This is a genomic window from Sandaracinaceae bacterium, assembly GCA_016706685.1.
Taxonomy (GTDB): Bacteria; Myxococcota_A; Polyangia; order Polyangiales; family Houyiibacteriaceae; genus JADJJE01.
The window spans coordinates 374,774-398,525 of record JADJJE010000003.1 but is presented as its reverse complement, the minus strand read 5'-3'; the positions used below and the strand labels follow the sequence as shown (position 1 = coordinate 398,525).

The 23,752-nt window shown below is 70.9% G+C and carries 22 protein-coding genes; 13 read left to right on the top strand and 9 right to left on the bottom strand.

The window, feature by feature from the left end; all coding sequences use genetic code 11:
• Nucleotides 1–202 precede the first annotated feature (202 nt).
• The 5 genes from glmS to IPI43_07675 all read right to left on the bottom strand — a co-directional run bounded on the left by glmS (nt 203) and on the right by IPI43_07675 (nt 4,132).
• A complete protein-coding gene (gene glmS / locus IPI43_07695; GenBank protein ID MBK7774011.1) occupies nt 203–2,035 on the bottom strand; it encodes a glutamine--fructose-6-phosphate transaminase (isomerizing) in 1,833 nt (610 codons plus the stop codon).
• 74 nt (nt 2,036–2,109) lie between these two features.
• The gene (locus IPI43_07690; GenBank protein MBK7774010.1) at nt 2,110–2,559 is read right to left on the bottom strand and encodes a hypothetical protein; all 450 of its coding nucleotides are present in this window, start codon (nt 2,557–2,559) and stop codon (nt 2,110–2,112) included.
• A 4-nt stretch (nt 2,560–2,563) separates the two neighbouring features.
• The gene (locus IPI43_07685; protein MBK7774009.1) at nt 2,564–3,340 is read right to left on the bottom strand and encodes a methyltransferase domain-containing protein; all 777 of its coding nucleotides are present in this window, start codon (nt 3,338–3,340) and stop codon (nt 2,564–2,566) included.
• 36 nt (nt 3,341–3,376) lie between these two features.
• Entirely contained in the window at nt 3,377–3,793 is a 417-nt protein-coding gene (locus IPI43_07680) for a hypothetical protein (protein MBK7774008.1), read from the bottom strand.
• Nucleotides 3,794–3,832: 39 nt separating this feature from the next.
• A complete protein-coding gene (locus IPI43_07675) occupies nt 3,833–4,132 on the bottom strand; it encodes a hypothetical protein (protein ID MBK7774007.1) in 300 nt (99 codons plus the stop codon).
• A gap of 477 nt (nt 4,133–4,609) precedes the next feature.
• On the opposite strand from IPI43_07675, the gene IPI43_07670 reads away from it, so the two are divergent.
• The gene (locus IPI43_07670) at nt 4,610–5,158 is read left to right on the top strand and encodes a hypothetical protein (protein ID MBK7774006.1); all 549 of its coding nucleotides are present in this window, start codon (nt 4,610–4,612) and stop codon (nt 5,156–5,158) included.
• A 6-nt stretch (nt 5,159–5,164) separates the two neighbouring features.
• On the opposite strand, the gene IPI43_07665 is transcribed toward IPI43_07670, so the two are convergent.
• Complete coding sequence (locus tag IPI43_07665; protein MBK7774005.1) at nt 5,165–5,650, bottom strand: hypothetical protein; 486 nt, start codon at nt 5,648–5,650, stop codon at nt 5,165–5,167.
• A gap of 90 nt (nt 5,651–5,740) precedes the next feature.
• A complete protein-coding gene (locus IPI43_07660; GenBank protein ID MBK7774004.1) occupies nt 5,741–8,278 on the bottom strand; it encodes a YhfC family intramembrane metalloprotease in 2,538 nt (845 codons plus the stop codon).
• Between the two features lie 54 nt (nt 8,279–8,332).
• On the opposite strand from IPI43_07660, the gene IPI43_07655 reads away from it, so the two are divergent.
• Genes IPI43_07655 through IPI43_07645 form a run of 3 tightly spaced genes read left to right on the top strand, consistent with a single transcriptional unit; the run spans nt 8,333 to nt 11,380 of the window.
• Nucleotides 8,333–9,493, top strand: a complete 1,161-nt coding sequence (locus IPI43_07655) for an alpha/beta hydrolase (GenBank protein MBK7774003.1) — start codon at nt 8,333–8,335, stop codon at nt 9,491–9,493.
• Entirely contained in the window at nt 9,490–10,686 is a 1,197-nt protein-coding gene (locus IPI43_07650) for a hypothetical protein (GenBank protein MBK7774002.1), read from the top strand. Before IPI43_07655 ends, IPI43_07650 begins: the two co-directional genes overlap by 4 nt.
• Before the next feature lie 10 nt (nt 10,687–10,696).
• Complete coding sequence (locus tag IPI43_07645) at nt 10,697–11,380, top strand: hypothetical protein (protein MBK7774001.1); 684 nt, start codon at nt 10,697–10,699, stop codon at nt 11,378–11,380.
• A 27-nt stretch (nt 11,381–11,407) separates the two neighbouring features.
• Here the strand turns inward: IPI43_07645 and IPI43_07640 are convergent, their stop codons facing one another.
• On the bottom strand, nt 11,408–12,460 hold the full coding sequence (locus IPI43_07640; GenBank protein ID MBK7774000.1) for a hypothetical protein: 1,053 nt from the start codon (nt 12,458–12,460) through the stop codon (nt 11,408–11,410).
• A 176-nt stretch (nt 12,461–12,636) separates the two neighbouring features.
• Between IPI43_07640 and IPI43_07635 the strand changes: the two genes are divergently transcribed.
• Together IPI43_07635 and IPI43_07630 are read left to right on the top strand one after the other, a co-directional pair.
• Nucleotides 12,637–13,665 carry an RNA polymerase sigma factor gene (locus IPI43_07635; protein MBK7773999.1) on the top strand — a complete coding sequence of 343 codons (1,029 nt, stop codon included), beginning with the start codon at nt 12,637–12,639 and terminating at the stop codon, nt 13,663–13,665.
• Entirely contained in the window at nt 13,662–14,423 is a 762-nt protein-coding gene (locus tag IPI43_07630) for a hypothetical protein (protein MBK7773998.1), read from the top strand. Before IPI43_07635 ends, IPI43_07630 begins: the two co-directional genes overlap by 4 nt.
• Before the next feature lie 24 nt (nt 14,424–14,447).
• On the opposite strand, the gene IPI43_07625 is transcribed toward IPI43_07630, so the two are convergent.
• The gene (locus tag IPI43_07625) at nt 14,448–15,368 is read right to left on the bottom strand and encodes an SDR family NAD(P)-dependent oxidoreductase (protein ID MBK7773997.1); all 921 of its coding nucleotides are present in this window, start codon (nt 15,366–15,368) and stop codon (nt 14,448–14,450) included.
• A 247-nt stretch (nt 15,369–15,615) separates the two neighbouring features.
• Here IPI43_07625 and IPI43_07620 point away from each other — a divergent pair, with 247 nt between their 5' ends.
• From IPI43_07620 to IPI43_07590, 7 genes are read left to right on the top strand one after another with little or no spacing between them, the layout of a single operon-like run.
• Entirely contained in the window at nt 15,616–16,689 is a 1,074-nt protein-coding gene (locus IPI43_07620) for a hypothetical protein (GenBank protein MBK7773996.1), read from the top strand.
• Nucleotides 16,686–17,804, top strand: a complete 1,119-nt coding sequence (locus tag IPI43_07615; protein ID MBK7773995.1) for an ABC transporter permease — start codon at nt 16,686–16,688, stop codon at nt 17,802–17,804. The genes IPI43_07620 and IPI43_07615 overlap by 4 nt, the downstream gene beginning before the upstream one ends.
• Complete coding sequence (locus tag IPI43_07610; GenBank protein ID MBK7773994.1) at nt 17,801–18,490, top strand: ABC transporter ATP-binding protein; 690 nt, start codon at nt 17,801–17,803, stop codon at nt 18,488–18,490. Before IPI43_07615 ends, IPI43_07610 begins: the two co-directional genes overlap by 4 nt.
• 45 nt (nt 18,491–18,535) lie before the next feature.
• Entirely contained in the window at nt 18,536–18,877 is a 342-nt protein-coding gene (locus IPI43_07605; protein MBK7773993.1) for a thioredoxin, read from the top strand.
• 52 nt (nt 18,878–18,929) lie between these two features.
• Entirely contained in the window at nt 18,930–20,273 is a 1,344-nt protein-coding gene (locus IPI43_07600; GenBank protein ID MBK7773992.1) for a VCBS repeat-containing protein, read from the top strand.
• A gap of 59 nt (nt 20,274–20,332) precedes the next feature.
• Complete coding sequence (locus IPI43_07595; GenBank protein ID MBK7773991.1) at nt 20,333–22,693, top strand: hypothetical protein; 2,361 nt, start codon at nt 20,333–20,335, stop codon at nt 22,691–22,693.
• The gene (locus IPI43_07590) at nt 22,690–23,742 is read left to right on the top strand and encodes a proprotein convertase P-domain-containing protein (protein ID MBK7773990.1); all 1,053 of its coding nucleotides are present in this window, start codon (nt 22,690–22,692) and stop codon (nt 23,740–23,742) included. The genes IPI43_07595 and IPI43_07590 overlap by 4 nt, the downstream gene beginning before the upstream one ends.
• Nucleotides 23,743–23,752: the final 10 nt, after the last annotated feature.

Below are 23,752 nucleotides of genomic sequence, written 5' to 3'. Positions count from 1 at the left end.
CGCTGCGATGCACGTACTAGCTGCGGCGTTGTGGGTGGCGCCCGCCGGCGCGCCCTCGACGGCGCCGGTCCCGTGACCGCAGTCGTCTAGTGCCTCGCGTCCTCGCCGCAAACCGTTCAGATTCTCTGACGCGACGTAAACGGGGACCCTCAGGCGCCCCGGCAGAGCCGAGCGGCCTGCGACCGCGCGTCTTTGCCCGCGGTCACTCCACCGTGACGGTCTTCGCCAGGTTGCGCGGCTGGTCCACGTCCGTGCCCTTGTAGTCGGCCACGTAGTACGCGTAGAGCTGCAGCGGCAGCACCGTCATGAACGGCGTCAGCTGCGGGTCCACCGCCGCGATCTCGATCAGGTCGTCGGCCGCGTCGCGCGCGTCGGCGTCGCCCTCGTTCGCAATCGCGATGACCATGGCCTCGCGCGCCTTGGCCTCTTGCAGGTTGCTGAGCGAGCGCTCGTAGTTGTCGTCGCGCGGGACCAGCACCAGCACCGGGACGTGCGAGTCGATCAACGCGATGGGGCCGTGCTTCATCTCGCCGGCGGCGTAGCCCTCGGCGTGCACGTAGCTGATTTCCTTGAGCTTGAGCGCGCCCTCGAGCGCGATGGGGAAGCTCAGGCCGCGGCCCAGGAAGAGCACGTCACGCGCCTCCATGTAGCGGCGCGCCAGGTTGGCCACCAGCTGTCGGGTGCCGTTGAGCGTGTCGGCCATGTGCTGCGGGATGCGCGCCAGCGCCTCCACCAGCTCGCGCGTGCGCTCGGGCGACAAGGCCTCGCGCCGCCGCCCCAACCAGATGGCGAACATGACCAGATTCGCCAGCTGGGCGCTGAAGCACTTGGTGGAGGCCACGCCGATCTCGGGGCCGGCGTGCGTGTAGAAGGTGGCGTCGGCCATGCGCGGGATGGCGCTGCCGATGACGTTGGCGATGGCCAGCACCTTGGCGCCCTTCTGCTTGGCCTCCTTGGCGGCCACCAGCGTGTCCAGCGTCTCGCCCGACTGGCTGACGGCGATGATCAGGTCGCCTTCGCCCACCACGGCGTCGCGCCCGCGGAACTCGCTGGCCAGCTCCACCACGGTGGGGATGCGCGCCAGCGACTCGAGCCAGTAGCGCCCCGCCATGGCGGCGTGGTGGCTAGTGCCGCACGCCAAGAGCACCACGCGCTTGATGGCCTTCGCGTCCGCGTCGGTGAGGCCCACCTCGGCGCTGTGGATGTCGCCGGCTTCACGGTCGAGGCGCCCGCGGAAGGTGTCCTCGAGGGCCCGCGGCTGCTCGAAGATCTCTTTCAACATGAAGTGCTTGTAGCCGGCCTTCTCGGCCATGGCGGGCGACCAGTCGATGCGCTGCACGGCGCGGTGCACCGGGGCACCGGCCACCGTGGTGACCGTCACGCCGCTGGCCTCGAGCACGGCCATCTCGCCATCCTCCATGAACAGCATGTTGCGCGTGTAGGGCAGCAGCGCCGGCACGTCGCTGGCGCAGTAGGTGGCGCCCTCGCCAATGCCCAGCACCAGCGGCGACGAGTGCTTGGCCACCACGATGCGCCCGGGCTCGAGGCTGGACAGCACCGCGATGGCGTAGGCCCCGTGCAGGCGCGCGAGCGAGCGGCGCACGGCCGTCTCGAGGTTCTGCCCGCCGTCCACCTCGCGCCGCACCAGGTGGGCCACCAGCTCGGTGTCGGTGTCCGAGAGGATCTCGCAGCCGGCCGCGCGCAGCTCGGCGCGCAGGGCCACGTGGTTCTCGATGATGCCGTTGTGCACCACGGCCACCGGGCCCGCGACGTGCGGGTGCGCGTTCACCTCGCTCGGGCGCCCGTGCGTGGCCCAGCGCGTGTGGCCGATGCCCACCGTGCCCGCGAGCGGCCGCTCTTCGAGGGCCCGCTCCAGGTTGCGCAGCTTGCCCACGGCGCGCACCACCTGGATCCCGCTCGGGCTGTGGATGGCCAGGCCCGCCGAGTCGTAGCCGCGGTACTCGAGGCGCCGCAGGCCGTCGAGCAGGATGGGAGCCGAAGATTCGTCACCGATGTATCCGACAATGCCGCACATGCGCGGGACGCTAGCAGGCCCCGGGAGGGCGCGCATCGTTCCTGCATGATGGCCGCCCGCCGGCGGTGGGAGGTTCAGGCGAGCATGACCACCAGTACCATGGCACGCACGGCGTCCTCGGCCCTCACGGCGAGGGCGAAGCGCCGCGCTAGCTGCGCCCGGGCGTGAGCGGGCAGGGCGTCGAGCGTGGCGCGCGCCCCGACGAGGGCGCCGACGGCGGGGCGGATCAGCACCCTTCCGATGCCGATGGCGACCAACGTGAGCCCCAGGCCGCACCAGATGCGGGCGGGAGTCGCCCAGCCCCGCCCGAGCGTGATCAGCCCGAGGCCCGAGGCGACCGTTCCGTACGCCGAGGCGTTCATCACACGGGCCGTGCGCCGTAGCCGAGGCATGAGCGCGTCGATGCCCGAGGCGCCACGCAGAACGCTCTCGCGCACGTCGTCTGGTGCCAGCAGCCCCGCGCCCAGCCACACCGCCATGGACGCGAGGTGCAGCAGCCGGACCGTTCCGTACAGGCTCAGCATGGCCTCAGCTCAGGGGCCTCTGGGCGCGCACCTGCATCATCATGCTCAGCCCGTAGGCGCACTCGTCATCCAGCGTCGCCGCGCGCAGCGCGTCCACCACGGCCTGCCCACGCGCTCGTGTCACGGCCGACGCATCGCGCCAGTGGGTCAGCGCCTCGGCAAAGCTGGCCACCTCCAGCTGCTTCTCGGGGCCGCTCACGTAGACCGGCTGGTGGGCGCTGGGCACCACTCGGATGAAGCCGGCGGCGTGCACCAGGGAGGCCAGGCGCCGCGCCACGTTGAAGTCACAGCCCCGGCCGCACGCCATCTGGTTGGCCAGGGTGTGTAGCTCGCGCTGCTCGGGCACGGGTGGGTCCGTGAAGGTGCTGTCCACGGCGGCCTCCTCGCAGACGATCACGCCACCGGGGCGCAGCAAGTCGTGCGCGTGCAGCAACACGCGCAACGGCTCGGGCACGTGCATGAGCAGGAGCCGCAGGTAGACCACGTCGAAGGCGCCGTGGGGCAGGTCCGTGTCGCTGGCGTCGCCGCGCAACCACTCCACGTTGGGCAGGTCGGCGCAGCGCGCGCGTGCGGCGCTCAGCTGGGCCTCGCTCGAGTCCAGGCCCACCACACAGCCGTTGGGGCCCACCTCTTTAGCCAGGAAGCGCGTCATGGTGCCGGTCCCGCAGGCCAGCTCCAGCACGCGCTTGCCGCGCAGATCCACCTGCGAGAGCACGCGCCGGCTCGTGGGTCCGTAGATGTCGTGGATGAGCGCGAGGCGGTCGGCCCCGCGCGCACCCACTCCAGCAGGTAGGTAGGGGTCGTCACCGAGGCCTCGTCAGGCGGCGATGCCCGCCGTGAGAAACCGCTTGAGCGAGGCCACCTCGAGGGGCGTGAGCGCAGGCTCCAGCCAGCCACGCGCCAGGTCGGCCGACTCGAACACGGCGCGCGTCTCGCCACCCGCGTCCTTGAACAGCCGCCGCACCTGCAGGCCCATCACGGCCGACGGGTCCATCACCAACATCTGCCGCTCGATGCGGTCGTTCTTGGACCGCATGATGCCCAGCAGGGCCTCCGAGGTCTTCGCGTCCAGCACGCGCATGCCGCGCCAGTCGGTGGCCATGACGTAGCGCTGAGGGGAGGACGACAGGATGCGCTGGAAAACGGGGAAGCTCTCCTGCAGTTCCTCGATCGTGACCTTGCCCGTCTGGCGGACCTCGATCAGGCGTCCGATTCTGTTCTCTACCGTCACCATGGGTGCTTGTTCCCTTCTTCCGTTGGGTTGGTCATGGGCCTAGCCGGTCACCAGGGCGCCGCTTTGCGTGCGTCGAATGACGGGCTCGGCCCCGAGGGTGTGGTCGCTCTCGTGCACGTAGACCCACGCCACGCCGCCCGGCTTGTCCACCGCCCGCCGCATGAGGGCCGTGTCCACCTTCTTCTTGAGCACGCCGCGCTTGAACAGGTCGAACGTCACCAGCACGTGGTCCCGCTCCACGCGCACCATCTCGAGGTTCACGATCTGGGACGGAGGGTCACCGCGCCTGACACCATGTAAGGAGAGAAGCCTCTCCCAGTACTCTGACTTGTTCATCATGATTCCGCTCGTGAGCAGCACGCGAAAGTCGTCAGAAAGTGAATTGAAGATGGGGATCGCTCCACTGTCTTCTCGTGGACAGAGCCCGCGCGACCAGTAGTAGAATGTGCGATACCAGGAACGCACCTCCTGCTCCACCATCTGCTCGAGGCAGTCCACGCCATACAACGCTGGAGACCCCGAACGGGGTGTCAGTGCACTGGATGTACCCATGATGTCTCCCTAGTGATGTCCTCATCACAAAAGAGGTCTATCGCGAAACTGAGACGTATTGGTCTCGGTATCCACGTGCCGCATCAGTGATGGAGGGGGGTGATGTGCCGGCTCCATACGCGCCGTGTGCACATTCGGTACAATATCAGACGATCCAAGAATGTGTTTTTAAATTCACCAATTTTTCGTCCCGACATTGGGACAGATGCACGAAATTCTTGATCAACTGGGGTACGCATCTACCCAGAATGGGTACGCTCGGGCATGCCTGACCGCTCTCTGCTCCTCGTGGCCGCAGCCGCCCTGCCTGCGCTGGTGGTGCTGGCGGTGAACACCCACGCGGCGCTCAGCCTGATGGTCAACGCCCAGATGTTCCTGGATGTGGTGGTGCGGTTGCTGAACGAGGGAAATCGCGACCGGGCCCTCAAGCTCAGCAAGACGCTCGAGGCGCCGGTCGTGAAGCTAGCGCGCTTTGCTCTCGAGCTGCGCCTGCCGCGGTTCGATGGCGAGCGGGCGGCCGGGGACTACCGAGACGCGGCCCCGAGCGACCTCGGAGCGCGAGCGCTGACCGCCCTCGAAGCGCACGCGCGTACTCAGCTGCGTCGCTTCCTGCCCAGCGCCCTCGCGGCGCCGCTGGCGCTGCTCTCGCCGTTGGTGCTGCCGGACATCCCGGACGAGCACGTGAAGTGGGTGGTCATCGCGTGCGTGGTGGGCTTCATCAGCGCCGCGGCCAGCGTGGCGCGCTACGTTCGCGTGAAGCGTCAGCTCGCAGACGTGGTGCAGCGTCTGTCACCGTGGGTGCTGGCCGAGTGAGAGGTGCTACGCCGCGGCGCTGAGCTGCGCGAGGGCGCTCGCCACCTGGGCCGGGCCGAGGCCGTGACCGGCAGGCAACGTCGCCAGCCACGTGCCCGCTTCCACACCCGTGGCGAAGCACTTCGACGGATACGGCTGCCGTGCGATGGCGAACGACGCGGTCATCACGCTGCGTGCCGCGCTGGCCCAGAACCCAGTCCCGTCCACCACCAGCGCCGAGCCCTCCACGTGCGTGCGGTTCTCTTCGATCAACACCGCCGCGCGCTGCCGGACCTGGCTCACGGGGAGCGGCAGGTTGGGGCGGGCCTGCCCCAGCACGAAGGTGCGTGGGAAGCGCGTCATGAGGTTGCGGTGGTGCTGGTTGGCAGCCTCGAGCGCCTCCAGTGTGAGCTCCCCGCGGTAGTCGCAGAGGTGCACGTTGGCAAAGGCGCCGATGGCGATGCTCGGCAGCACCTGCAGGACGTCGAGAGAGAAGGAGGTCGAGTCGGTCACGGCGTGGGTCGCGGCCTCTTCGACCGCGCTCAGGGGGGACGCGAACCCTGTCAGACGCGCCACGTGCCTGCCAGTCGGAGCCCGCGCCGGCTACTCCAGCAGCCGCTCGAAGGTGGCTGCCCGCAGGGCCGCCCGACCGATCACCAGGGCGCCCAGCGCGAAGAGCAGCGAGAGCGCCAGAGGCCGCAGCACGACTCCAGAGATCACCAGCATGCCCACCATGACCAACACGATGGCCGGCCCGATCACCGCGCCCGCCAGGTTGTTGGCGGTGCGGAAGTCTTTGGCCAGCAGGGCCACGAGCAACGACGCGGCGGTGGCGTAGGCGGTGGCCGACGCCAACAGCACCACGAGCGCCACCAGCTCGAGGACATCCGCCAGCCCGAAGACCAGCAGCTCCACGCACAGCACCAGCAGGCACGCCCCGCACACCCCCATGGCGGCGAGGTAGGCGGTGGCCAGCTTGGCAGCGATCACCTGCTGGATGCGCACGGGCAGCGCCACCAGCAGCTCGAGCGTGCGCGTCTCACGCTCTTGCACGATGGAGTGCGTGATCAGCGAGGTGGGCGCAATCAACGCCGAGAGGGTGATGAAGAGGGGCAGAAAGGCCACGCCGAGGCGCGTGGGGTCGCTCACGATGTCGGCGAGCAGCCCGAACGAGATGGGGGACGCTTCATTGGGTGCCTCCGGCGGGTTGTTCGCGACCGCGAGGACGAAGGTCTGCGGGATGAGCAGCAGCATCAGGACGGGGACCAACAGACTGGTCCAGAACGCGGCCCCGCTCGCGCGCAGCTGCCGCCACTCCTTCGCCATCAGACGCTTGGTCGCCGCGCCCAGCAGATCGCGCAGCGGGAAGGGCGGAGAGAGCGGCTCCAGCGTGGACAGCACGTCCGCATCGAGGCCCTGCGTCATGGCGCTCGGGTCCGGCTTCGTGGAGCTCGCCACGATGTCGAGGAAGAGGTCTTCGAGCGTGGGCCGCACTACGCGGCACTCCAGCACGTCCACACCGGCTTCCAAGAGTGCGCGCAGCACCCGCGGCGCGTCGGCCTCCGGGTGCGGCGCGGGCACCACCCACGCCGCCCCCTCACGCGTGCATGACCAGCCCGCCGCCTGGAGCACGGCCTCGGCGCGTTCGCCGCCCTGCAAGAGGCGCAGCGAGAGGGTGGGCGCCACGCGCCCCCGCAGCGTCTCGATGGCTTCGTGCACCAACACACGGCCACCGCTCATCACCACCACGCGGTCGCACAGGCGTTCGGCCTCGGCCAGGTCGTGCGTGCAGAGCAGGATGGTGTGCGCGGGCGACAGCGCGCTCAGGTAGTCCAGCACCTCGCGCGTGGCCACGGGGTCGAGCCCCGCGGTGGGCTCGTCCAGCAGCAGCAACTCGGGCTGCGCGATGACGGCGGCCGCCACGCTCACGCGCCGCTTCTGCCCCCCCGAGAGCTTGCCCATGGGGCGCTCCAGCAACGGCGTGAGGCCCAGCTCGGCGGCCACCACGTCGAGGTCGCCGCTGCCGTACAGGTCGCGCACGAGCTCGAGCCACGCCCGCACGCTCAGGTCGTCGTACATGCCCGGCAGCTGCGGCACCACGCCCAGCTTGCGCTTCGCGGCCAGGAAGTCGGGGTCCTCGCTCTCGCGCCCGAACAAGAAGGCGTGCCCCGCGCTCGTGGCGATGGCGCCCGTCAGCATGCGGATGGCGGTGGTCTTGCCGGCGCCGTTGGGCCCCAGCAGGCACGTGCGGGTACCCGGTTCGATGCTCAGCGAGGCGCTTCGCAAGGCGAGCACGTGCGCTCCGTAGCGCTTGCTGGCGCCCACCAGCTCCACCGGCGCGCCAGAGGGCTCGGGGCGCGGGGTGGCGTCCGTGTCCACCCGCGGCAGCGCGCGTCCCAGCGCCCACAGTAGCGTGAGGCTCAGCACCATCATCGCGAACACCCACACCTCGGCAGCCAGCCCCCCGTGGTGCCACAACAGCCACACCGTGGGCGCGTCCAGCAGCGCGTGGAACAGCACCGCCGCCAGCACGTAGCGCAGGTCACGGCGCACTACGCCCAGCGTCACCAGCAGCGTGGCTGCCAAGTGGAAGGGCAGCACCATCAGGCGCTCGAGCGCCGCGACCAGGGGCAGGAACGCGGGGATGTCCTGCAGCGCCGCGATCTCCACCAGCGCCTCGGCGCGCTCGCGGGGGCCGAGTCCGCTCAGGAACGCGCTCGGGTCGTTGCCCAGCACCAGCAGGTTCACGAGCCCGAGCGTGGCCATGCCCGCGATGATCAGCGCCTCGATGCCGCCGTGCCCCGCGCCGAGCATCAGCGCCGAGCCCTCGTGACGCACGCCCTTGGCCAGCGTGCGCAGCAGGGCGTAGCGCGTGAGCTCTTCGCACAGCCCGGCGCTCAGGCCGAGGGCGAGCGCGCTGATCCACAGCTGCCCCGGCGCGCTCGGCAGTAGCCGACCCAGCCCCAGGTTGAGCGGCAGGTGCACCACCTGAGACAGGATGAAGCCCAGCGCCCCCAGCGCCGCGATGCGATACGACACGCGCGTGCGGCTGCGCAGCCAGCCCAAGAGGCTCAGCGTGGCGCCCAGGATCACGAGGATCTCCACCACGTACGCCAGCACGAGCGCGCTGCTCTCGGCCATGGCGCGCACGCTACCACCATTGACGACCCTGGATCGGCAGGCTTTGATGGCGGCGTGACCAACGAGGTCGAGCCAGGCAGGACGAGCGCGGCCCCGAACCCCCGCCGTCGCGTTCTCCGTGCGCTGCTTGCCGTGGTGGTGCTGGTGGCCTTGCTCGCGCTGGGGCTCGAAGCCGACCGTCACCTGCGCGCGGCTGGCGCGCTGCTGCGCTTTGGCGACGTGTCTGAAGCCACCGGGGTCACGGCCTGGGTGGCGGGCTACCGCGTCACGCCGTTCGACGTGGAGCAGGGCCACGTGGCCGGCCGGCCCATGCGCACCTATCGCCCCGCGCGCGCCACAGGGCAGCAGCTGGTGCTGGCGCACGGCATGCACCCGCTCGGCTTCGACGAGCCGCGCCTGGTGGCGCTGGCCAGCGCGCTGGCGGCCGCGGGCGTGGTGGTGCACACGCCCGACCAGCCGCGCCTCAAGGCCCTGTCGCTGGACCCACGCACGGCGCCGGAGCTGAGCGAGACCATGCGCGCGCTCACGCAGCGCGAGGGGCGCGGGCCGCTCGGCGTGATGGCCATCTCGTTCGCCGGGGGCTTGGCGCTGCGCGCGGCCAGCGCAGACCCCGACGCCTTCGCCTTCGTGGTGCCCGTGGGCGCCCACCACGACCTCACGCGCGTGGTGCGCTGGTTCGCGGGCGAGGCCGCACGTGGCCCGGGTGGCGAGACCGTCACGCACACGCCGCACCCCTATGGCGTGGGCCTCTTGGTGCATGCCGACCCGGCGCGCTTCTTCCCGGCGGCCGAGGCCCAGGCGGCCGGCGAGGCGCTGGACCTCGCGCTTCACGACCACTGGCGCGAGGCCAACGCGCGCGCGGCGGCGCTGTCTCCCGAGGCGCGCGCGGTGCTGCGCGAGGCGCGTGCGCCTTCGCGGCCCACACCGCTCGCGCCCGGCCTGCGCAGCCTGCTGGCGGACCGCCGTGAGACTTTCGAGCAGGCCTCCCCCGCGGGCCGCCTGCGCGACCTCCGCGTGCCGGTGATGGTGCTGCACGGCGCCGAGGACCCCATCGTGCCGCCCACCGAGGGCCTGCACCTGGCCTCCGAGCTGCCCGAGGGCACGCGCCTGCTCATCAGCCCCGCGCTGCGCCACGCCGAGACGGCGGACACGGACCTGCGTGAGCAGCTGTCGCTTGTGCACTTCATCGCCGAAGTGCTGGGAGCCGCAGGGTGACGCGGGTGCTGTCACGCACCTGGCTCGCGGGCCTGCTGCTGCTCATGGCGTGCGCGTCGTGCGGCGGTGGGTCCGCCTCGCAGCGTGAGTCCGAGGGCAGCGCGGCCGGCGCCGCAACCGAGCCAGCAGAGGGCGAGCCGAGCGACACCTCCTCGGCGGGCAGCCCCACGCCCCCGGTGGATCCGCCCACGGTCCACGCGGCACCGGCCCTCGCGGCGCATGGCGTGTTGGCCGCGGCCAGCGAGGTGCCTGCCCCCAGCGTCCCTAGCCCTGCCGAGGACGCGCGCTTCGGCTGTGGCGCCATGGGTCGGCTGCCGCTCGGCCCGCCCACGTCCGTGCTGGACAACCGGCTCACCATCCGTCCGCTAGCCGGGGCAATCGCCGAGCCGCGCGCGTGGAACGTCATGGGCGCCCCCGAGCCCGAGCGCGCGGAGTCGCGGCTGTTCCTGGACCGCGACGGCGAGAAGATGGTCATCATGGCTCACGAGCTGTTCGTCACGGCCGGGCCGGACATCGTGGCGCAGGTGCGCGCCGACGCTGCCGAGAACTTCCCGGACAGCGACGTGACGCGCCACGACGTGCTGGGCGAGGGCGTGGAGGCGCTGCGCGTGGTGCCGCGCGCGCTCGACACCACCGGCGAGGCGGTGCGGGTGCTCACGCTCTACGTGATCTCCCCCGACCGCACGCTGCAGGTGCTCTCGTTCTACGTGAACCCGCGCGCGGCGCGCGGTGGGCGCGACGCTTGCCTGGGGCTCGCCCTGCGCTCGGCCCGCACGCTGCAAGCCGGCACTCGCGCGCTCGAGGTGGGCCAACGCGTGGCGCTCTGGGCCGGTAGCCGCACGCTACACATGACGCTGCCCGCGCGGGGCGTGGTGGTCTCGCAGCCGGGGCCCGACTATCAGGTGCACCGCTACTACGACCTGCTGCCCCTCGGCAGCCCCAGCGTCAGCGGCTTCCTCTACTTCGGCGGGCACCCCGCCAACATGGCCACCTCGCCCGTGACCGAGTCCCACCCGCTCTTCGGGGCCGCGGCCAGCTTCTACCGCACGGAGACCTCGCCCAGCACCGTGCGCCTCGAGCTCATGCAGCCGGTGGACGATCACCTCTTCACGCACGTGTCGGTGGTGAGCCGCGCGGGCGCCCCGCTCGAGCCCTGGCTGCGTGCGCTCGGCGAAGCGCGCTTCCAGCCATGAGCGCCCTCCCGTGAAGGCTGCGCGTGCGCTGACCGTGGGCGGCGTCCTCGGCTTCCTGTTGCTCACGGGCGTGTCGGCGCTGCGCTACCCCGGCGGGACGCAGGCCGACCGCAGCAGTGAGGGCTACGCGTTCTTCGGCAACTACTGGTGCGACCTCTACCGCTCGCAGGCCCTCAACGGCGAGGACCACGCGGTGGGCGCGCAGCTCGCGCAGGTGGGCGCGCTCGCGGTGGTGCTGGCCATCTTCGCCGGGCTGTGGTGCGCGAGCGCGTGGTTCGAAGGCCAACGCCCGCGCCGTGCCACGCGCGCGCTCAGCGGCATCGCGTGTCTGGGCATGCTGGCCATCCCGCTCATGCCGGCCGACCGCTTCGGCCGTCTGCACTTCCTGGTGATCGGGGTCTCCGCCGTGCCCGCGCTGCTCGCGCTGGCGCTCGCGAGCGTTGCGGTGGTGCGCGGGGCGGCTCGGGCCACGCCGCCGGCACACGGCCTGCGCGTGCTCACCCGCGTGGTGTTCGTGGGCGCGCTGCTGCACTTCGCGCAGTACGTGGCCGAGCTGGTGGGTGGGCCCGCCTATGGCGTGGGCGTGCCCGCCATCCAGAAGGTGGTCACGCTGTTGATCCTGCTGTGGCTGGTGGTGGTGGCGCTCACCCCGCTTGCGTCGGCGCCACCTTCGGCCCCCACACGCGAGCACTGAGCCGCCGCGCGGCTCGAAGGTGCAGCGTCACCACACGCCGTCGCGCACCAACCGCTTCATCTTGCCGAAGATGGACTCGTTCACGGCCTCGGGCGGGGCGCCGTGCTCCGCGTCCAGCTCGCCCAGGCTCTTCACCCCGGCCAGCGTGGGCGTGGTGTCCAGCGCGGGCGCGCCCTCGTCGTACAGCTGGAACCACGGGAAGCCGTGCGCCTTGTAGCTGTTGGCGTCCACGGGCGACGCGGGCGCGGGCTCACCCGTGATGGCGCTGTACAGCTCGCTGTTGCAGAGGTGCACGAAGCAGCGCCCGCTCTGGGTGAGGTCCCAGGTGTCTCGGCCGTGCGGGTCCGGGTAGAGCTTCTGCTGCATCTTGCCGCCCGCGGCGAGGCCCATGGTGGCCTGCTGACGTGGGGCGGGCGCGGCGCAGGGGGCCGGGGCGTACATGGGAGGCGGGATGGCTCCGGCCATGCCGTACGCCAAGGGCGGGCCGAACGAGCCGGAGTCCGGGAAGCCCATGGCGGGAGCGCGCGGGAAGGGCGGCGGCGGCGGCGCATCCGGAAAGCGCCCAGGCTTGGGGTCGAACACCTGCAACTGCAGCCCACCCACGCTCTCTTCGCCGGTCACCTGGCCCTCCACCGTGACGCCGGTGCCCAGCGGCATGGCCACGAACTGCTTGATGGTGCCGTGCCCCGCGCAGATGCCGTCCAGCCATGGCTGCGGCGGCGTCACCAGGTAGTTCTGGCCGCCCTTCTGGCTCGGGTCGCCCAGCGTGTTGGACCACGGCTTCCCGGTCAGCGCGCAGACCTTGCCCACGGCCACCTGCACGGCGCGCGGCTGGTGTGCGGGCCCGTTGAACGAGATCCACATGGCCTCGCGCTGGTACATGGGCAGGAACACCCCGCCGCGCTCGCGCCAGTTCTCGGGCACGCGGTCTTTGTAGTCCTCCACGTGGCGCAGCGGGAACGCGCCCAGCGAAGGCGGCAGCGGGTACTGACGGCCGTTGTCGGGGATGCGCAGCGTGCGGTGGAAGGTGATGGTCAGGGCCCCCATCTGGAGGGTGTTGCCGGCGATGCGAACGTTCATGGGCGAGGAGGTCATGGCGGAGTGTTCCTTTCTCCATGCCTGACGAGGCCCCGCTCGGCGTGTCACGCACGCGGCGAAGAAAACTTCTATTCGCCGGGAATCACAACGCTTTCCGGGTGCACGAAAAAAAGCCTGTGACAAAGCGTGGGGCTCCTTCGTCTACTGCCCTGGCACTCATGACCGAGACCAGCGCGCAGAGCTTCGAGGGGCACCTCGAGCGCGGTGACCTGCACGCCGCCGCCGACTGGCTGGTGCGCGCGCACGGGCGGGACGTGCTGCACCTCTGCACCACCATCGTGCGTGACCGCGGCACCGCCGAGGACCTGGCGCAGGACGCGTTCGGCAAGGCTTTCCTCGCGCTGCCGGAGTTTCGCGGCGAAGCGTCGGCGCGCACCTGGCTGCTCACCATCGCGCGGCACCGCTGCCTCGATCACCTGCGGCGCAGCGCGCGCCAGCCGTGGTCCCTCGGGCGCGAGGACGACGTTCGCGAGCCGCTGGTGGCCGACACCGAGGAGGTGCTGGTGAGCGACCTGATGGCCCGCCGCGCCGACATCCGCGAGGGGCTGGCCGTGCTCAGTGAGGGCGAGCGCGCCATGGTGCTGCTGCGCTTCGCGCACGGGCTGTCGTTCGACGAGATCGCGGAGAGCTTCGGGGTGAAGTCTGGGGCCGTACGAATGCGTGTGGGGCGCGCGCTCACCAAGATGCGCGACGCCATCGAAGGCCCCGCGCTCGGGGTGGGCGCTGCGGCGCCAGCCTACTCGGGGGCGCTCCCGTCGTTTGGTGCGCCCGCTGCCCCTGGGGCTCCGCTCGCGCAGCCCGCGCCTATGCCGCCTCCTCCGCGGGCTGCAGCGCCCGAGAGCGCGCAGGTGGCTCCGCCAGCTGCCTATGCACCGCCCGCGCCCGCTCCTGCACCGAGCGCGCGGCCCACGGGCGCGCCCAGCGGACCGGTGGCACCTCCTCTCAGCGCAGGCGCACCGGCTCGCGGAGCGGGAGTGTGGGTCGGGCTCACGCGCCTCTTCGATGGCCTCCGCGGCGTCCCGTCTGCGTCGCCGCCTGCACCCTCGCGCGAGGCCTCTGCCTCGGCCGCTCCGCAGCAGGATGCGAGCGCCACGCTGGGCGCGCTACTACTGGCGGCCGACTCCGACCCGAGCGCCGACGCGGCCTTCTTGGCCCGCCTCACCCTGCAGCTGCGGAGCCCCGCGTGACGGCCCCGAGCGCCTCCCCGTCGCTGCTCGCCGTGGTGCCAGCGGCTCTCTCGCTCGCTGCGGCGCACCCCGCGAGCGCGCTCCCCTGCCCGGGCTGCGGCAGCGTGGTGAACGCCCCCAACCTGGCGGGGCACCTGCACAAGGTGCACGACGTGCCCGTCAGCATGCAGCCTGGTCCGGGCACCCAGGCGTTCACCCTCAGCGGTTCCGACGGGCGCACCTGGAAGGCCGTGGTCGCGGTGGTGCTGCTGTGGTTTCTAGGCCTGCTGGGCGTCATGGCGTGGCGCACGCCGGTGCCGCCCCTCGCGCTGGGGCCTCTTGGGATTACCGCGGTGGCGCTCGGCCTTCTCATCGTGCTCGAGGCGCAGGGCAAGCTGCGCACGCAGCTGCACGTGGACGGGCAGCGGCTGGTCCTGCGCGGCGTGTTCGGCGTGGGCCAGCGCGTGCTCACCCTGCCAGCGAGCGTGGAGAGTGGCCGACGCATCCAACGCCGCCCCGCGCCGCCGGGCCTCTCGCACGAGAACGAAGTGGTGGACCACGACGCCGGGGCCTACCTGCGGCTCACCAGCGGCGGAGTGGCGCTCACCATCCTGGGCGAGCGCGCCCCGGGGCTGGCCAACCACTGGCACGAAGAGGGCTGGGTGCGCGGGCCGCAGCGCCGGGCACACGACGTGCGCGTGTCGGCGGTGGAGCTCGTGCAGCTCATCCTCCACCTGGCCGCGCTGGGCTTGCTGAAGCCCAAGCCTGCCAAGCGCTAGCCCGCTGGGAGTGCGCAGCTCGCGCTACAGCTTCGCGACGATCTCTTCGGTGACCTGCCAGAGCCGCTCGGCCATGGCCTCGTTGCGCGCGTGGCGCGAGGCCTTCTCGATGTTGCAGTCCGCGAAGTACTCGCCGCTCACGCTCGCGAGCGAGGGATGCGTGGCCACGTAGCACTGCGTGGCCGCCCCCTGCTCCATGTTCTTCATCGCCACCGCAGCCGCCACGGGAGCCGCCACGCGCGCCACCACGTTCATGTGCCGCCAGAGGTTGGTGGCGATCACGCCCGGGTGCACCGCGTTGGCGGTCTGGCTGGTGCCCGACAGGCGCTTGGCGAGCGACTTGGCGAACAGCAGGTTGGCCAGCTTCGACTGCCCGTAGGCGCCCCACGGGCTGTAGCTCTTCTGCAGTGTGAGGTCGTCGAAGTCGATGCCCACCTCGGGCGCGCGGTGATGCGCGCCGCTCGACAGCATGACCACGCGGCCGCGCTCCGTGAGCGAGCCCAGCAGCCCCGTGACCAAGATGAAGTGCCCGATGTGGTTGGTCAGGAACTGCAGCTCCTGGCCGTGCAGCACCTCGCGCTTGGGCAGCGCCATGACGCCCGCGTTGCACAGCAGCACGTCCACCGGGATGCCCAGCTGCACCACCTCGGCCACGCACGCGCGCACCGACGCGGGGTCCGACAGCTCACACGCGAGCGGGATGGCCCCGTTGCCCAGCGAGCGGCACGCCTCCGCGGCCTTGTCCTTGGTGCGGGCCGCGCCCAGCACGCGGGCCCCACGCATGGCCAGCACGCGCGCGCTCTCGGCCCCGAGCCCCGAGCCCACGCCGGTGATGAGCACCGTCTTCCCCGAGAGGTCGAGCCCCTGGGTGACCTCTTCGGCCGTGGACGCATACCCGAAGCCGCTCGCGCCGCTCCGACCTTTGATCATGGACACCAACGACATGGGGCACAGCCTGGGACGTGGCGAGGTTCGCTGCAACACCTCACTCACCGAGTGCAGGCGTCTGCACGCATGTGTGCAGCTCATTGCCCACGTTCTGCGCGTCTGAGCCGAACGTACCGGTGTTCCCGGACGAACGGGCTGCGTGGTCCGTGGCACGACCACTGCATAGGCGCGATGCAGCTGAGGTCTCTCGAATGCGTTCGCTCGATGCCATCAAGAACAATCGCGGTCCGGAAGGCAGCCTCCGATGACCGTGCGCGTCGCCACCGAAGCCGACAACGCTGCACTCTGTCGTCTAGCGCGTCGCGCGCCGATGGCTGGGTCGGTGCGCTACTGCCTAGAGCGCGACCCAGACTTCTTTGCGCTCACGCGGCTGCAGGGCACGGCGGCCGAGGTCCTGGCCATCGATGCGCCGGGTGGAGGTGAGATCGCGGCGATGGGCACGCACGCGCCGCTGGTACGAACCGTGGGGACCGAGCCACGCCGCATCTCCTATCTCGGCGACCTCAAGATCGACCCGCATCACCGAGGCAAGCGCTTCGCCGGCGAGCTGCTCGACGCGGCGCGTGGCAGGCTCGAAGCCACGGGGGCGGACTTCGGGATCGCTCTCGTGCTCGGGGGAAACCGCTCGATGTCGAGGATCGTCGAGAGCCGCACGTCTGCGCTCCGTTTCGAGCGCGCCGCGACGATACGCAACTACTCCGTCTACTTCGCTCATCGCGGCTGCCGCGTGTCCGGCATGCGAAGGGCCACCGAGAGCGACATCCCGGAGATGGTCGCGCTCTCGAATCGCACCGGCGCGGTGAGCGATCTCGCCTGCGTGTGGAGCGAGAATTCGCTGCGGGCGCGCATGCGCGCGATGGGCCTCGCCATCGACGACTTCCACGTCATCGAGCGTCGAGGACGAATGACCGCGTTCGGTGCCGTCTGGGATGCGAGCGCGATCAAACGTGTGCGTCTGCTCGGCCTCGGCCCATCACTTGCCCTCGCGCGGCAGGTGCATCGCATCGGTGCGCGCATGGCGGGCGTGGCCCCGATGCCGCGTGACGGGGACCTCGTGCCGTTCGGCTATGTGACGCTGTTCGCTGCAGAGTGTGCGGAAGATCTGCGCGGACTGCTCGTCTCGCTGCTCCGGGAACGCGAGCGCCATGCGCACCTCTATCTCGATCTCGCGCTCGACGTGCGCCATCCCCTCTCCGCCGCCCTGGGCGGGCTCGTCACCACCCACGTCGACTTCGACCTCTACACCGTGCGGAGCGCTGCTGCCGTACCTCTCCGCGTTGGCCCGCGTCCCCTCAGCTTCGACATGGCTCTCGTATGAACCCACTCCTCTATCGTGCGCTCGCGAGCGCTTGGCGGCGTTCGCTCCTCGCCGCTTCGGGCGTTGCCACGAGCGCGTTGCTCGTGGTGGTGCTCGTTGCCAGCTACCGGAACCTGACGTCCGCGGTCGAGTCGTATGTGGGTCAGCCGGGGATCGATCTCTGGATCGCGCCGTTGGGGACCGACAATCTCATCCGGTCGTCGGCGCTCCTCGACGAGGGGACGTTGGGTGCCGCACGCGCGGTACCCGGTGTGCGGCGGGCAGACCCACTGCTGCGCAGCTTCGTCTCGGCGCACCATGCTTCGGACGACCGGGCTCCGCTCTCGTTGCTCGTGCTCGGCTACGAGGCACCGACTGGACTCGGTGGCCCGCCCCGGATCACGGAGGGGCGCGCGCCACGCCGTGATCGAGAGGTCGTGCTCGACCGCGCGTCCGCGTTCCAGCTCGGGGTCGACGTCGGCGGACGTGTGCAGCTCAACGGCGTCGAGACGCGGGTCGTGGGCATCTCCGACGAGACCAACCTGCTCGCGACCCAGTTCGCCTTCTTGACGCGAGAGAGCGCGTCTGGCGCGAGTGGTTTCGGCGAGCGCGTCTCGTTCGTCGCCGTTCAGCTCGTGCGCGACGCGGACCGGGACGCGGTCGCCCGCGAGCTCGAAGCACGGCTCCCGGGCGTCTCCGTCTATGCACGAGAGCAGTTCGTCGAGCGCAACGTCCGCGAGGTGGCCGCAGGGTTTCGTCCGCTGCTCCTCATCGTCTGCGTCGTCGGCATGGCTGCGGCGGCCGTGCTCGTCTCGCTCTTGATCCACGCGGTCGTCGACGATCGCGCGCGCGACATCGCCGTGCTCCTCGCGCTCGGTGCGCCCATCACACGCGTCACCCTCTCGGTGCTCACGCACGCCATCGTGCTCGTCATGGTTGGTGGCGCGTTGGGCGCCCTGCTCTCGTGCGCGTTTCGCAGCGCGCTCGCGCGCTGGTTCCCCACGGTGGGGTTGGTCATCCATGCGCACGACGTGCTCACGATCGTCCTCGTGCTGTGTGTCGCCGCGCTCGCATCCGCGTACGCGCCCTTGGTGCGTCTCCGACGAATCGACCCTGTGGAGGCCTTCCGCGCATGAGCATTCTCGAGCTTCATCGTGTCAGCCGCGCCCGCGGTACCGGCGAGCATGCGGTTCAGGCCCTCTCGGGCGTAGACCTCGTCGTTCGACCCGGCGAAGTGGTGCTCGTCGAAGGACCGAGCGGGTCCGGCAAGACCACGTTGCTCACGGTCTCTGCGGGGCTCCTGTCTCCGGATCAGGGTGACGTCCTGCTCGCGGGAGAACGTGTCGTCACGCTCTCCGCGTCGCGCAGGCGGGCGCATCGAGCGCGCGCTGTCGGCTTCGTGTTCCAGCATCCGAACCTACTCAGCGCGCTCTCGGCGCGCGACAACGTCTTGCTCGGGGCGCTGATCGCGGGGCGTGAGCGGGCCGCGGCGCTGGCTGCGACCGACGCTCTCTTCGAAGAGCTAGGCATCCCACACCTCGCCCATCGGAGACCCCACGCGCTCTCGGGGGGTGAAGAGCAACGCGTGGCCGTCGCGAGAGCGCTCGTGCACGGGCCAGCGCTCGTGCTCGCGGACGAGCCCACCGCGAGCCTCGACAGTGCTTCCGGACGCGCCGTGGGTGAGGCGCTCGCGCAGATGGCGCACACGAAGGGCGTGGGTGTCGTGATCGCCACGCACGACCCGAGGCTGCGCGTGTTCGGCACCAGGCGGCTGTGGATGGAGGACGGGTGCCTCGCCCCGGTCGTCAACCGCACGGATTGAAGGACATGGCGGGCGACTGCCTCGATGGCCTGCTACTCGGTTCCCATGATCCCGGTGCACCACGCCACCCCCGAGACCTTCGACGGCCTGGTCCTCACGCCGCGCGACGAGCTGGTGGTGGTCTACTTCTGGGGCCCGCAGTGTCCCAACTGCGAGTTCTTCGCCTCGCGCCTGCCCGCTGTCCTCGAGCAGCTGGGCGACGTTCCGGCGCGCCTCGTGAAGGTGAACGCCTACGAGCACGACAGCCTGGCCACGCGCTTCGGGCTCTACGGCATCCCGCAGTTCTTCCTGTACCGAGACGGCAAGCGCATCGGCAAGATGAGCGAGTTCCGTGGCGACGCGTTCTTCTTGGGGGTGCTGCGCGACCAGCTGCCCGCCGCGGGGTGAACGCTCGTGACGCCTGGCTCCCCTCGGCGCGCGTGCCAAGGTTCGGCCCCGCATGACCGACAACACCCCCTCGAGCCCCCGTCGCGTCACGGCGCGCACTCTCTTGACGGGCGTGGTGGGTGTGCTGCTGTTGGTGGGCGCTGGCGCCCTACTCTCGCGCCGGTCGACCACGCCGCCCGCAGACCCCGCCAGCGTGTCGGTCACGCCCGAGCCCACAGCCCCCGCGGCTGCGCGCTTCACCCTCGAGCGCGTGGACAGCGGCCTGCCGCGCGCTGGCCAGTGGCGTCATGGCTTCGCCGTCGTCGACTTCGACGGTGACGGCCACCTGGACGTGGTGCACGGACCGGCACGCAAATCGCCCTCGCAAGTGCCCCAGATCTTCCTCGGCGACGGGCACGGCCGCTTCGAGCAGACCACCCGCTTCACCTTCCCTGCGCTGCCCTACGACTACGGCGACGTGGCCGTGGCAGACTTTGATGGAGACGGCGTGAAAGACCTCGCGCTGGCGGTGCACCTCACCGGGCTGGTGGTGCTGGTGCGCCGCGCGGACGTCTTCGAGGTCTACGGGCCCCCGCTCGGCGTGGTGCAGCCCTCCATCATCGGAGCCTTCTCTTCGCGCGCCATCGAGGCGGTGGACTGGAACGCCGATGGCCGCATGGACGTGATCGCCGAGAGCGACGGCCCGCGTCCCTTCGAGCGCAGCACCGACCCGGCGCGACGCCCCCGCGGCATGCTCGTACTCCTGGGCGTGGTGGGCGGCTTCGAGCCGCTCTGGCCCGTGACCGACCTCGCGGGTCACGGCGACTCGCTCGCCATCGCCGACGTGGATCCCGTATCCCCGGGGCTCGAGATCGTGGCCGCCGCCAACACCGTCGGCAGCGCCAACGTGCTGTATCGCACCACCGAAGCCGGCTTGGCGCTCGGCACGCTGCCCGGCCTGACGAGCGACCGGGTGGTGCGCGCCGTGGCGCTGGCCCCGCATGCGGACGGGATGCGTGTCCTGGTGGGCGGGCTGATGCCCGGCGCCGAGGGGCTCGAGGGCGTGCTCGAGTGCGTCCTGCCCGGCAGCGCCACGGCCACCCGGCTGTTCACGGGCCGCCCGCTCATGGCCATCACGGTCATCGGCTCCGGGGACCTGGACGGAGATGGCGCGCTCGAGGTGGTCGCGGGCGAGGAGGATGGGACGCTGCACGTCTTCACCAGCCGAGGCGCAGAGCTCACTGCCGACGCGGTGCAAGAGCCCGAGGCCCGGCTGGCGGGCTGTACCCCCTTTGGGGTGGTCTTCGCCAATGTGGATGGGCAGCCCGGCGACGAGCTCCTTGTGTCGTACGCGGGGGATGACGACGCATGCCCGTCGGCGGGCGGCATCGAGTTGTTCCGCCCTCAGCGCAATTGACCGGGATCACACGTTTTTTCGCCGGGCCATGACCGCTGAATGGGCGTACGTTGCCTGGCATGAGACCCAACCCTCTCGTGCTCACGCTGGCCCTTCTGGGCAGCGCGTGGACATCGACCGCCTCCGCCGAGATCGGGGCGATGGACCCCGTTCCGTCCGCCACGCTCCTCTTCCCCTACTTCGAAGCCGACACCGCGGGCACCACGCGCGACACGCTGCTCACCATCGAGAACACGTCGTCCGCGCCGCAGCTCGCGCACGTGGTGGTGTGGTCCGACCGTGGCGTGCCCGTCCACGACTTCGACCTCTACCTCACCGCGCACGCCCAGCAGACCATCGGCATGCGCGCGCTGCTCATGGGGCAGCGTCCCACCAGCGCGGCGGGCGCGGGCGTCCCGGGTTGCAGCTTCCCGCTCAACACGCTGGGGTCCAGCGTCACGGCCGACCTCGCGGCGGCGCTCACCGGTCAGCACATTCCGAGCGTGGCCAACACCAACCTGGGCTGCCCGGGCGCCGACCATGGCGACGCGATCGCGCGCGGCTACGTCACCGTCGACACGGTCACGGCGTGCAGCACCACGCAGGTCACCAGCGGCACCTACTGGGGCACCCAGCTCGCCACCGCGAACACGTTGCTCGGTCACTTCGTCATGACGCAGGGCGCGGACCGTCCGGCCTACGCCGAGCAGGCCGTGCACATCGAGGCCAGCACCACCGACCCGCGCGTGGACGAGGCTACGTTCTATGGCGCCTTGGTCGGCTACAACGGCGCGGACGCTCGTGAGCGGCTGCCTACGCAGTGGAGCGTGGAGGCCGCCGCCACGCGCTCGGACGTCATCGTGTGGCGCGAGACCAAGCGCACCGAGACCGACCCGGCGGCTGTGGGCTGCAGCGCGGCGGCACAGAGCGCGCTCGACCTCGAGGAGGGCTCGCTCAACTTCTTCAGTGAGGCCGAGGCCTTCACCCAGTACGGGACGGGCGGGACCACGCCGTTCGTCTTCGCGGCGGGACGCCACCCGGTGGGCGGCGCCAACGGGCTGCCCATGCCCTACCGCAGCGGCATGTTCACCCTGCACACCAACTTCCCGGCTGCGGCCGACCCGGCCAGCGCCATGGGCCTCGGGCAGTCGGTGGTGCTGAGCGCGCGCTATCCGGACGCGGTCGGCGCGCCCACGCACGGCACGCTGTCCTTCGGCACCCCCATCGACGACGGCTTCGACCCCACGGTGGCCGGCAACCCCCAGCCCACGTCGGACTACTTCATGGGGGGCAACGTGCGGCCCATCGCCATGCTGGACCCACGGGCGGCAGCCTCACTCGTCCTGCCGTACTTCGAGGTCTCGCTCGACGAGCAGAACGAGGCCCAGACCCAGTTCTCCATCGTGAACAACACGGCGAGCGCCGGGCTGGCGCTGGTGACGCTCTTCACCGACCGTGGCGTGCCCACGCGGACGTTCAACGTGTACCTCACGGGCTACGACATGGCGGTGGTCGACCTGCGCATGCTCTTCTTGGGAGGCCTAGACAGCCGCTCGGCGAGCGACGGACAGGACCCACAGGATACCATCACGCCGCAGGGTCCCATCTCCCAGGACATCAACTTCGCCAGTTGCTACGGGAGCCTGCCCGCGCCGGTCTTGGATGCGGACGCCGTCGCCTTCCTGCGCGCCGCCCACACGGGCCAGCCCACGGACGAGTGGGGCGGCAGCTGCGGCGGTCGCGCCCTGGGCGACGGCGTGGCTCGCGGCTACATCGTCATCGACGACCTGACGCAGTGTCTCGACCACCCGGTATCCGAGAACGATATCGCGTCTAGCGCCCTCGGGAACCGCGACAACTTCTCGGGGTCCTTCGAGGTGCGCAACCGCAACGATGACTTCTCCTACGGCGGCCCGCTGATCGCGCTGCACGAGGTCAGCCCACTGCTCAGCGCGGGCGACATGACGTTCTATGGTTGGCTCGGCGGCTGGCCCATCTCGGGCTCGTCGCGCCGCGAAGCGCTGCCCAACAAGTGGCGCGTGCCGTTCCTCAACAGCGCGGCCACCGGCACCACGGAGCTGATCGTCTTCCGTCCCGTGCATCGCACGGCCACTCCCTACGCGTGCAACGCGGTGCCGGGGTCGTTCGCCGGCGGGGTGGCTTCGCTCACGGCCTACGACGTCTCGCAGAACAGCACCGCGGTCGCCGGCTTCGTCCCCGGCTTCGTGGCGGGGCGTGTGCCCGTAGGCGCGGGCGGCATCGTGACTCCCTATGCGAGCGGCTCGCTCGAGATCGACCTCGACTTCGTCGAAGCCGATGCTCCGGCCTCGCCCGTTCCCGGCGCCCACATGGGCTTCATCGGCGCGGTCCATCGCGTGGCCGGTAGCTCCGACCCGGTCTTCTCCCAAGGTTTCCCCCTCCAGCTGGCAGGTCAGCCATGAATCGCGCCCTCAAGAACCTCGCGCTCGGGTCGGCGCTCCTCCTCCCGCTCTCGCTGCCCGTGCTCACGCGCGCGCAGACCTACGAGTGCGAGGCCCCGCTCGGCACCAACTGCGCCACGCCGATCAACGACGCGTGGTTCCGCTTCAGCGTGCCCACCACGACGGGCGTCACCACCAGCAGCCTGATCGTGCTGCCGGGCGCCTGCGACCCGAGCGACACCGTGGTGGACGTGGACCTCGACGTCGACATCCTCCACCCGTACGTGGGCGACCTCGAGCTGCTCCTCACCCACCCGGACGGAACAGCCGTCACGCTCATGTACCGTCCCGGCGTGGGCGCCATCGACCTGAACTGCCCGAACGACGACCTCAGCGTCACGTTCGACGACGAAGACGGTGTGGTGGCGACCGACCTGTGCGAGACCACCATCCCGGCGATGTCGGGCGAGTTCCTCCCGTTCAACCCGCTCTCCGCGTTCGACGGCAAGGCCCGCAACGGTGTCTGGACCCTGACGGTGCGTGACGCCGTCGAGGGCCAGCAGGGCGTCCTGCGCGGCTGGACGCTGCGCCTGCCCTGCGTCCCGGACCTGCCGAACGTGAGCTTCGAGGTCACCGACGGAGTGCTCTACGAGCGCGGGCCAGACACCACCGCCACCATCACGGTGGTGCGCACCGGCGACACGTCGGCCGCGCTCGACGTAGTCTACACCGTGGTGGGGACGGCCACGGGCGCGGACTACGAGGCCCTCTCCGGAGAGGTGACCATCCCCGCCGGCAGCGCTTCGGCCACGGTCGAGATCCTCTCGGTGGACGACGACCTCGACGAGATCGACGAGGTCATCGTGCTGCGCCTCGTGGCGGATGCGTCGGCTTACGACGTGGGTGCCGGCGACAGCGCCACGGTCACGCTCATCGACGGAAACGGGAGCGAGGGCGACGGCGGCTGCGGCTGCTCGGTGCGCGGCAGCAGCCAGACGCCCTTCGGGCTGATGGCCTTTCTGGCGCTCGGCCTGCTGGTGCGCCGCCGCAGGTTCCGGCTGCGGCGCTGAGCGTGGTGGG

What these genes read in the sequence shown, in the direction of transcription:
- glmS (MBK7774011.1), bottom strand. Translation starts at nt 2,035, where the DNA reads ATGTGCGGCATTGTCGGATACATCGGTGACGAATCTTCGGCTCCCATC.
- IPI43_07690 (MBK7774010.1), bottom strand. Translation starts at nt 2,559, where the DNA reads ATGCTGAGCCTGTACGGAACGGTCCGGCTGCTGCACCTCGCGTCCATG.
- IPI43_07680 (MBK7774008.1), bottom strand. Translation starts at nt 3,793, where the DNA reads ATGGTGACGGTAGAGAACAGAATCGGACGCCTGATCGAGGTCCGCCAG.
- IPI43_07675 (MBK7774007.1), bottom strand. Translation starts at nt 4,132, where the DNA reads ATGATGAACAAGTCAGAGTACTGGGAGAGGCTTCTCTCCTTACATGGT.
- IPI43_07670 (MBK7774006.1), top strand. Translation starts at nt 4,610, where the DNA reads ATGCCTGACCGCTCTCTGCTCCTCGTGGCCGCAGCCGCCCTGCCTGCG.
- IPI43_07660 (MBK7774004.1), bottom strand. Translation starts at nt 8,278, where the DNA reads ATGGCCGAGAGCAGCGCGCTCGTGCTGGCGTACGTGGTGGAGATCCTC.
- IPI43_07640 (MBK7774000.1), bottom strand. Translation starts at nt 12,460, where the DNA reads ATGAACGTTCGCATCGCCGGCAACACCCTCCAGATGGGGGCCCTGACC.
- IPI43_07635 (MBK7773999.1), top strand. Translation starts at nt 12,637, where the DNA reads ATGACCGAGACCAGCGCGCAGAGCTTCGAGGGGCACCTCGAGCGCGGT.
- IPI43_07625 (MBK7773997.1), bottom strand. Translation starts at nt 15,368, where the DNA reads ATGTCGTTGGTGTCCATGATCAAAGGTCGGAGCGGCGCGAGCGGCTTC.
- IPI43_07620 (MBK7773996.1), top strand. Translation starts at nt 15,616, where the DNA reads ATGACCGTGCGCGTCGCCACCGAAGCCGACAACGCTGCACTCTGTCGT.
- IPI43_07615 (MBK7773995.1), top strand. Translation starts at nt 16,686, where the DNA reads ATGAACCCACTCCTCTATCGTGCGCTCGCGAGCGCTTGGCGGCGTTCG.
- IPI43_07610 (MBK7773994.1), top strand. Translation starts at nt 17,801, where the DNA reads ATGAGCATTCTCGAGCTTCATCGTGTCAGCCGCGCCCGCGGTACCGGC.
- IPI43_07605 (MBK7773993.1), top strand. Translation starts at nt 18,536, where the DNA reads ATGATCCCGGTGCACCACGCCACCCCCGAGACCTTCGACGGCCTGGTC.
- IPI43_07600 (MBK7773992.1), top strand. Translation starts at nt 18,930, where the DNA reads ATGACCGACAACACCCCCTCGAGCCCCCGTCGCGTCACGGCGCGCACT.
- IPI43_07595 (MBK7773991.1), top strand. Translation starts at nt 20,333, where the DNA reads ATGAGACCCAACCCTCTCGTGCTCACGCTGGCCCTTCTGGGCAGCGCG.
- IPI43_07590 (MBK7773990.1), top strand. Translation starts at nt 22,690, where the DNA reads ATGAATCGCGCCCTCAAGAACCTCGCGCTCGGGTCGGCGCTCCTCCTC.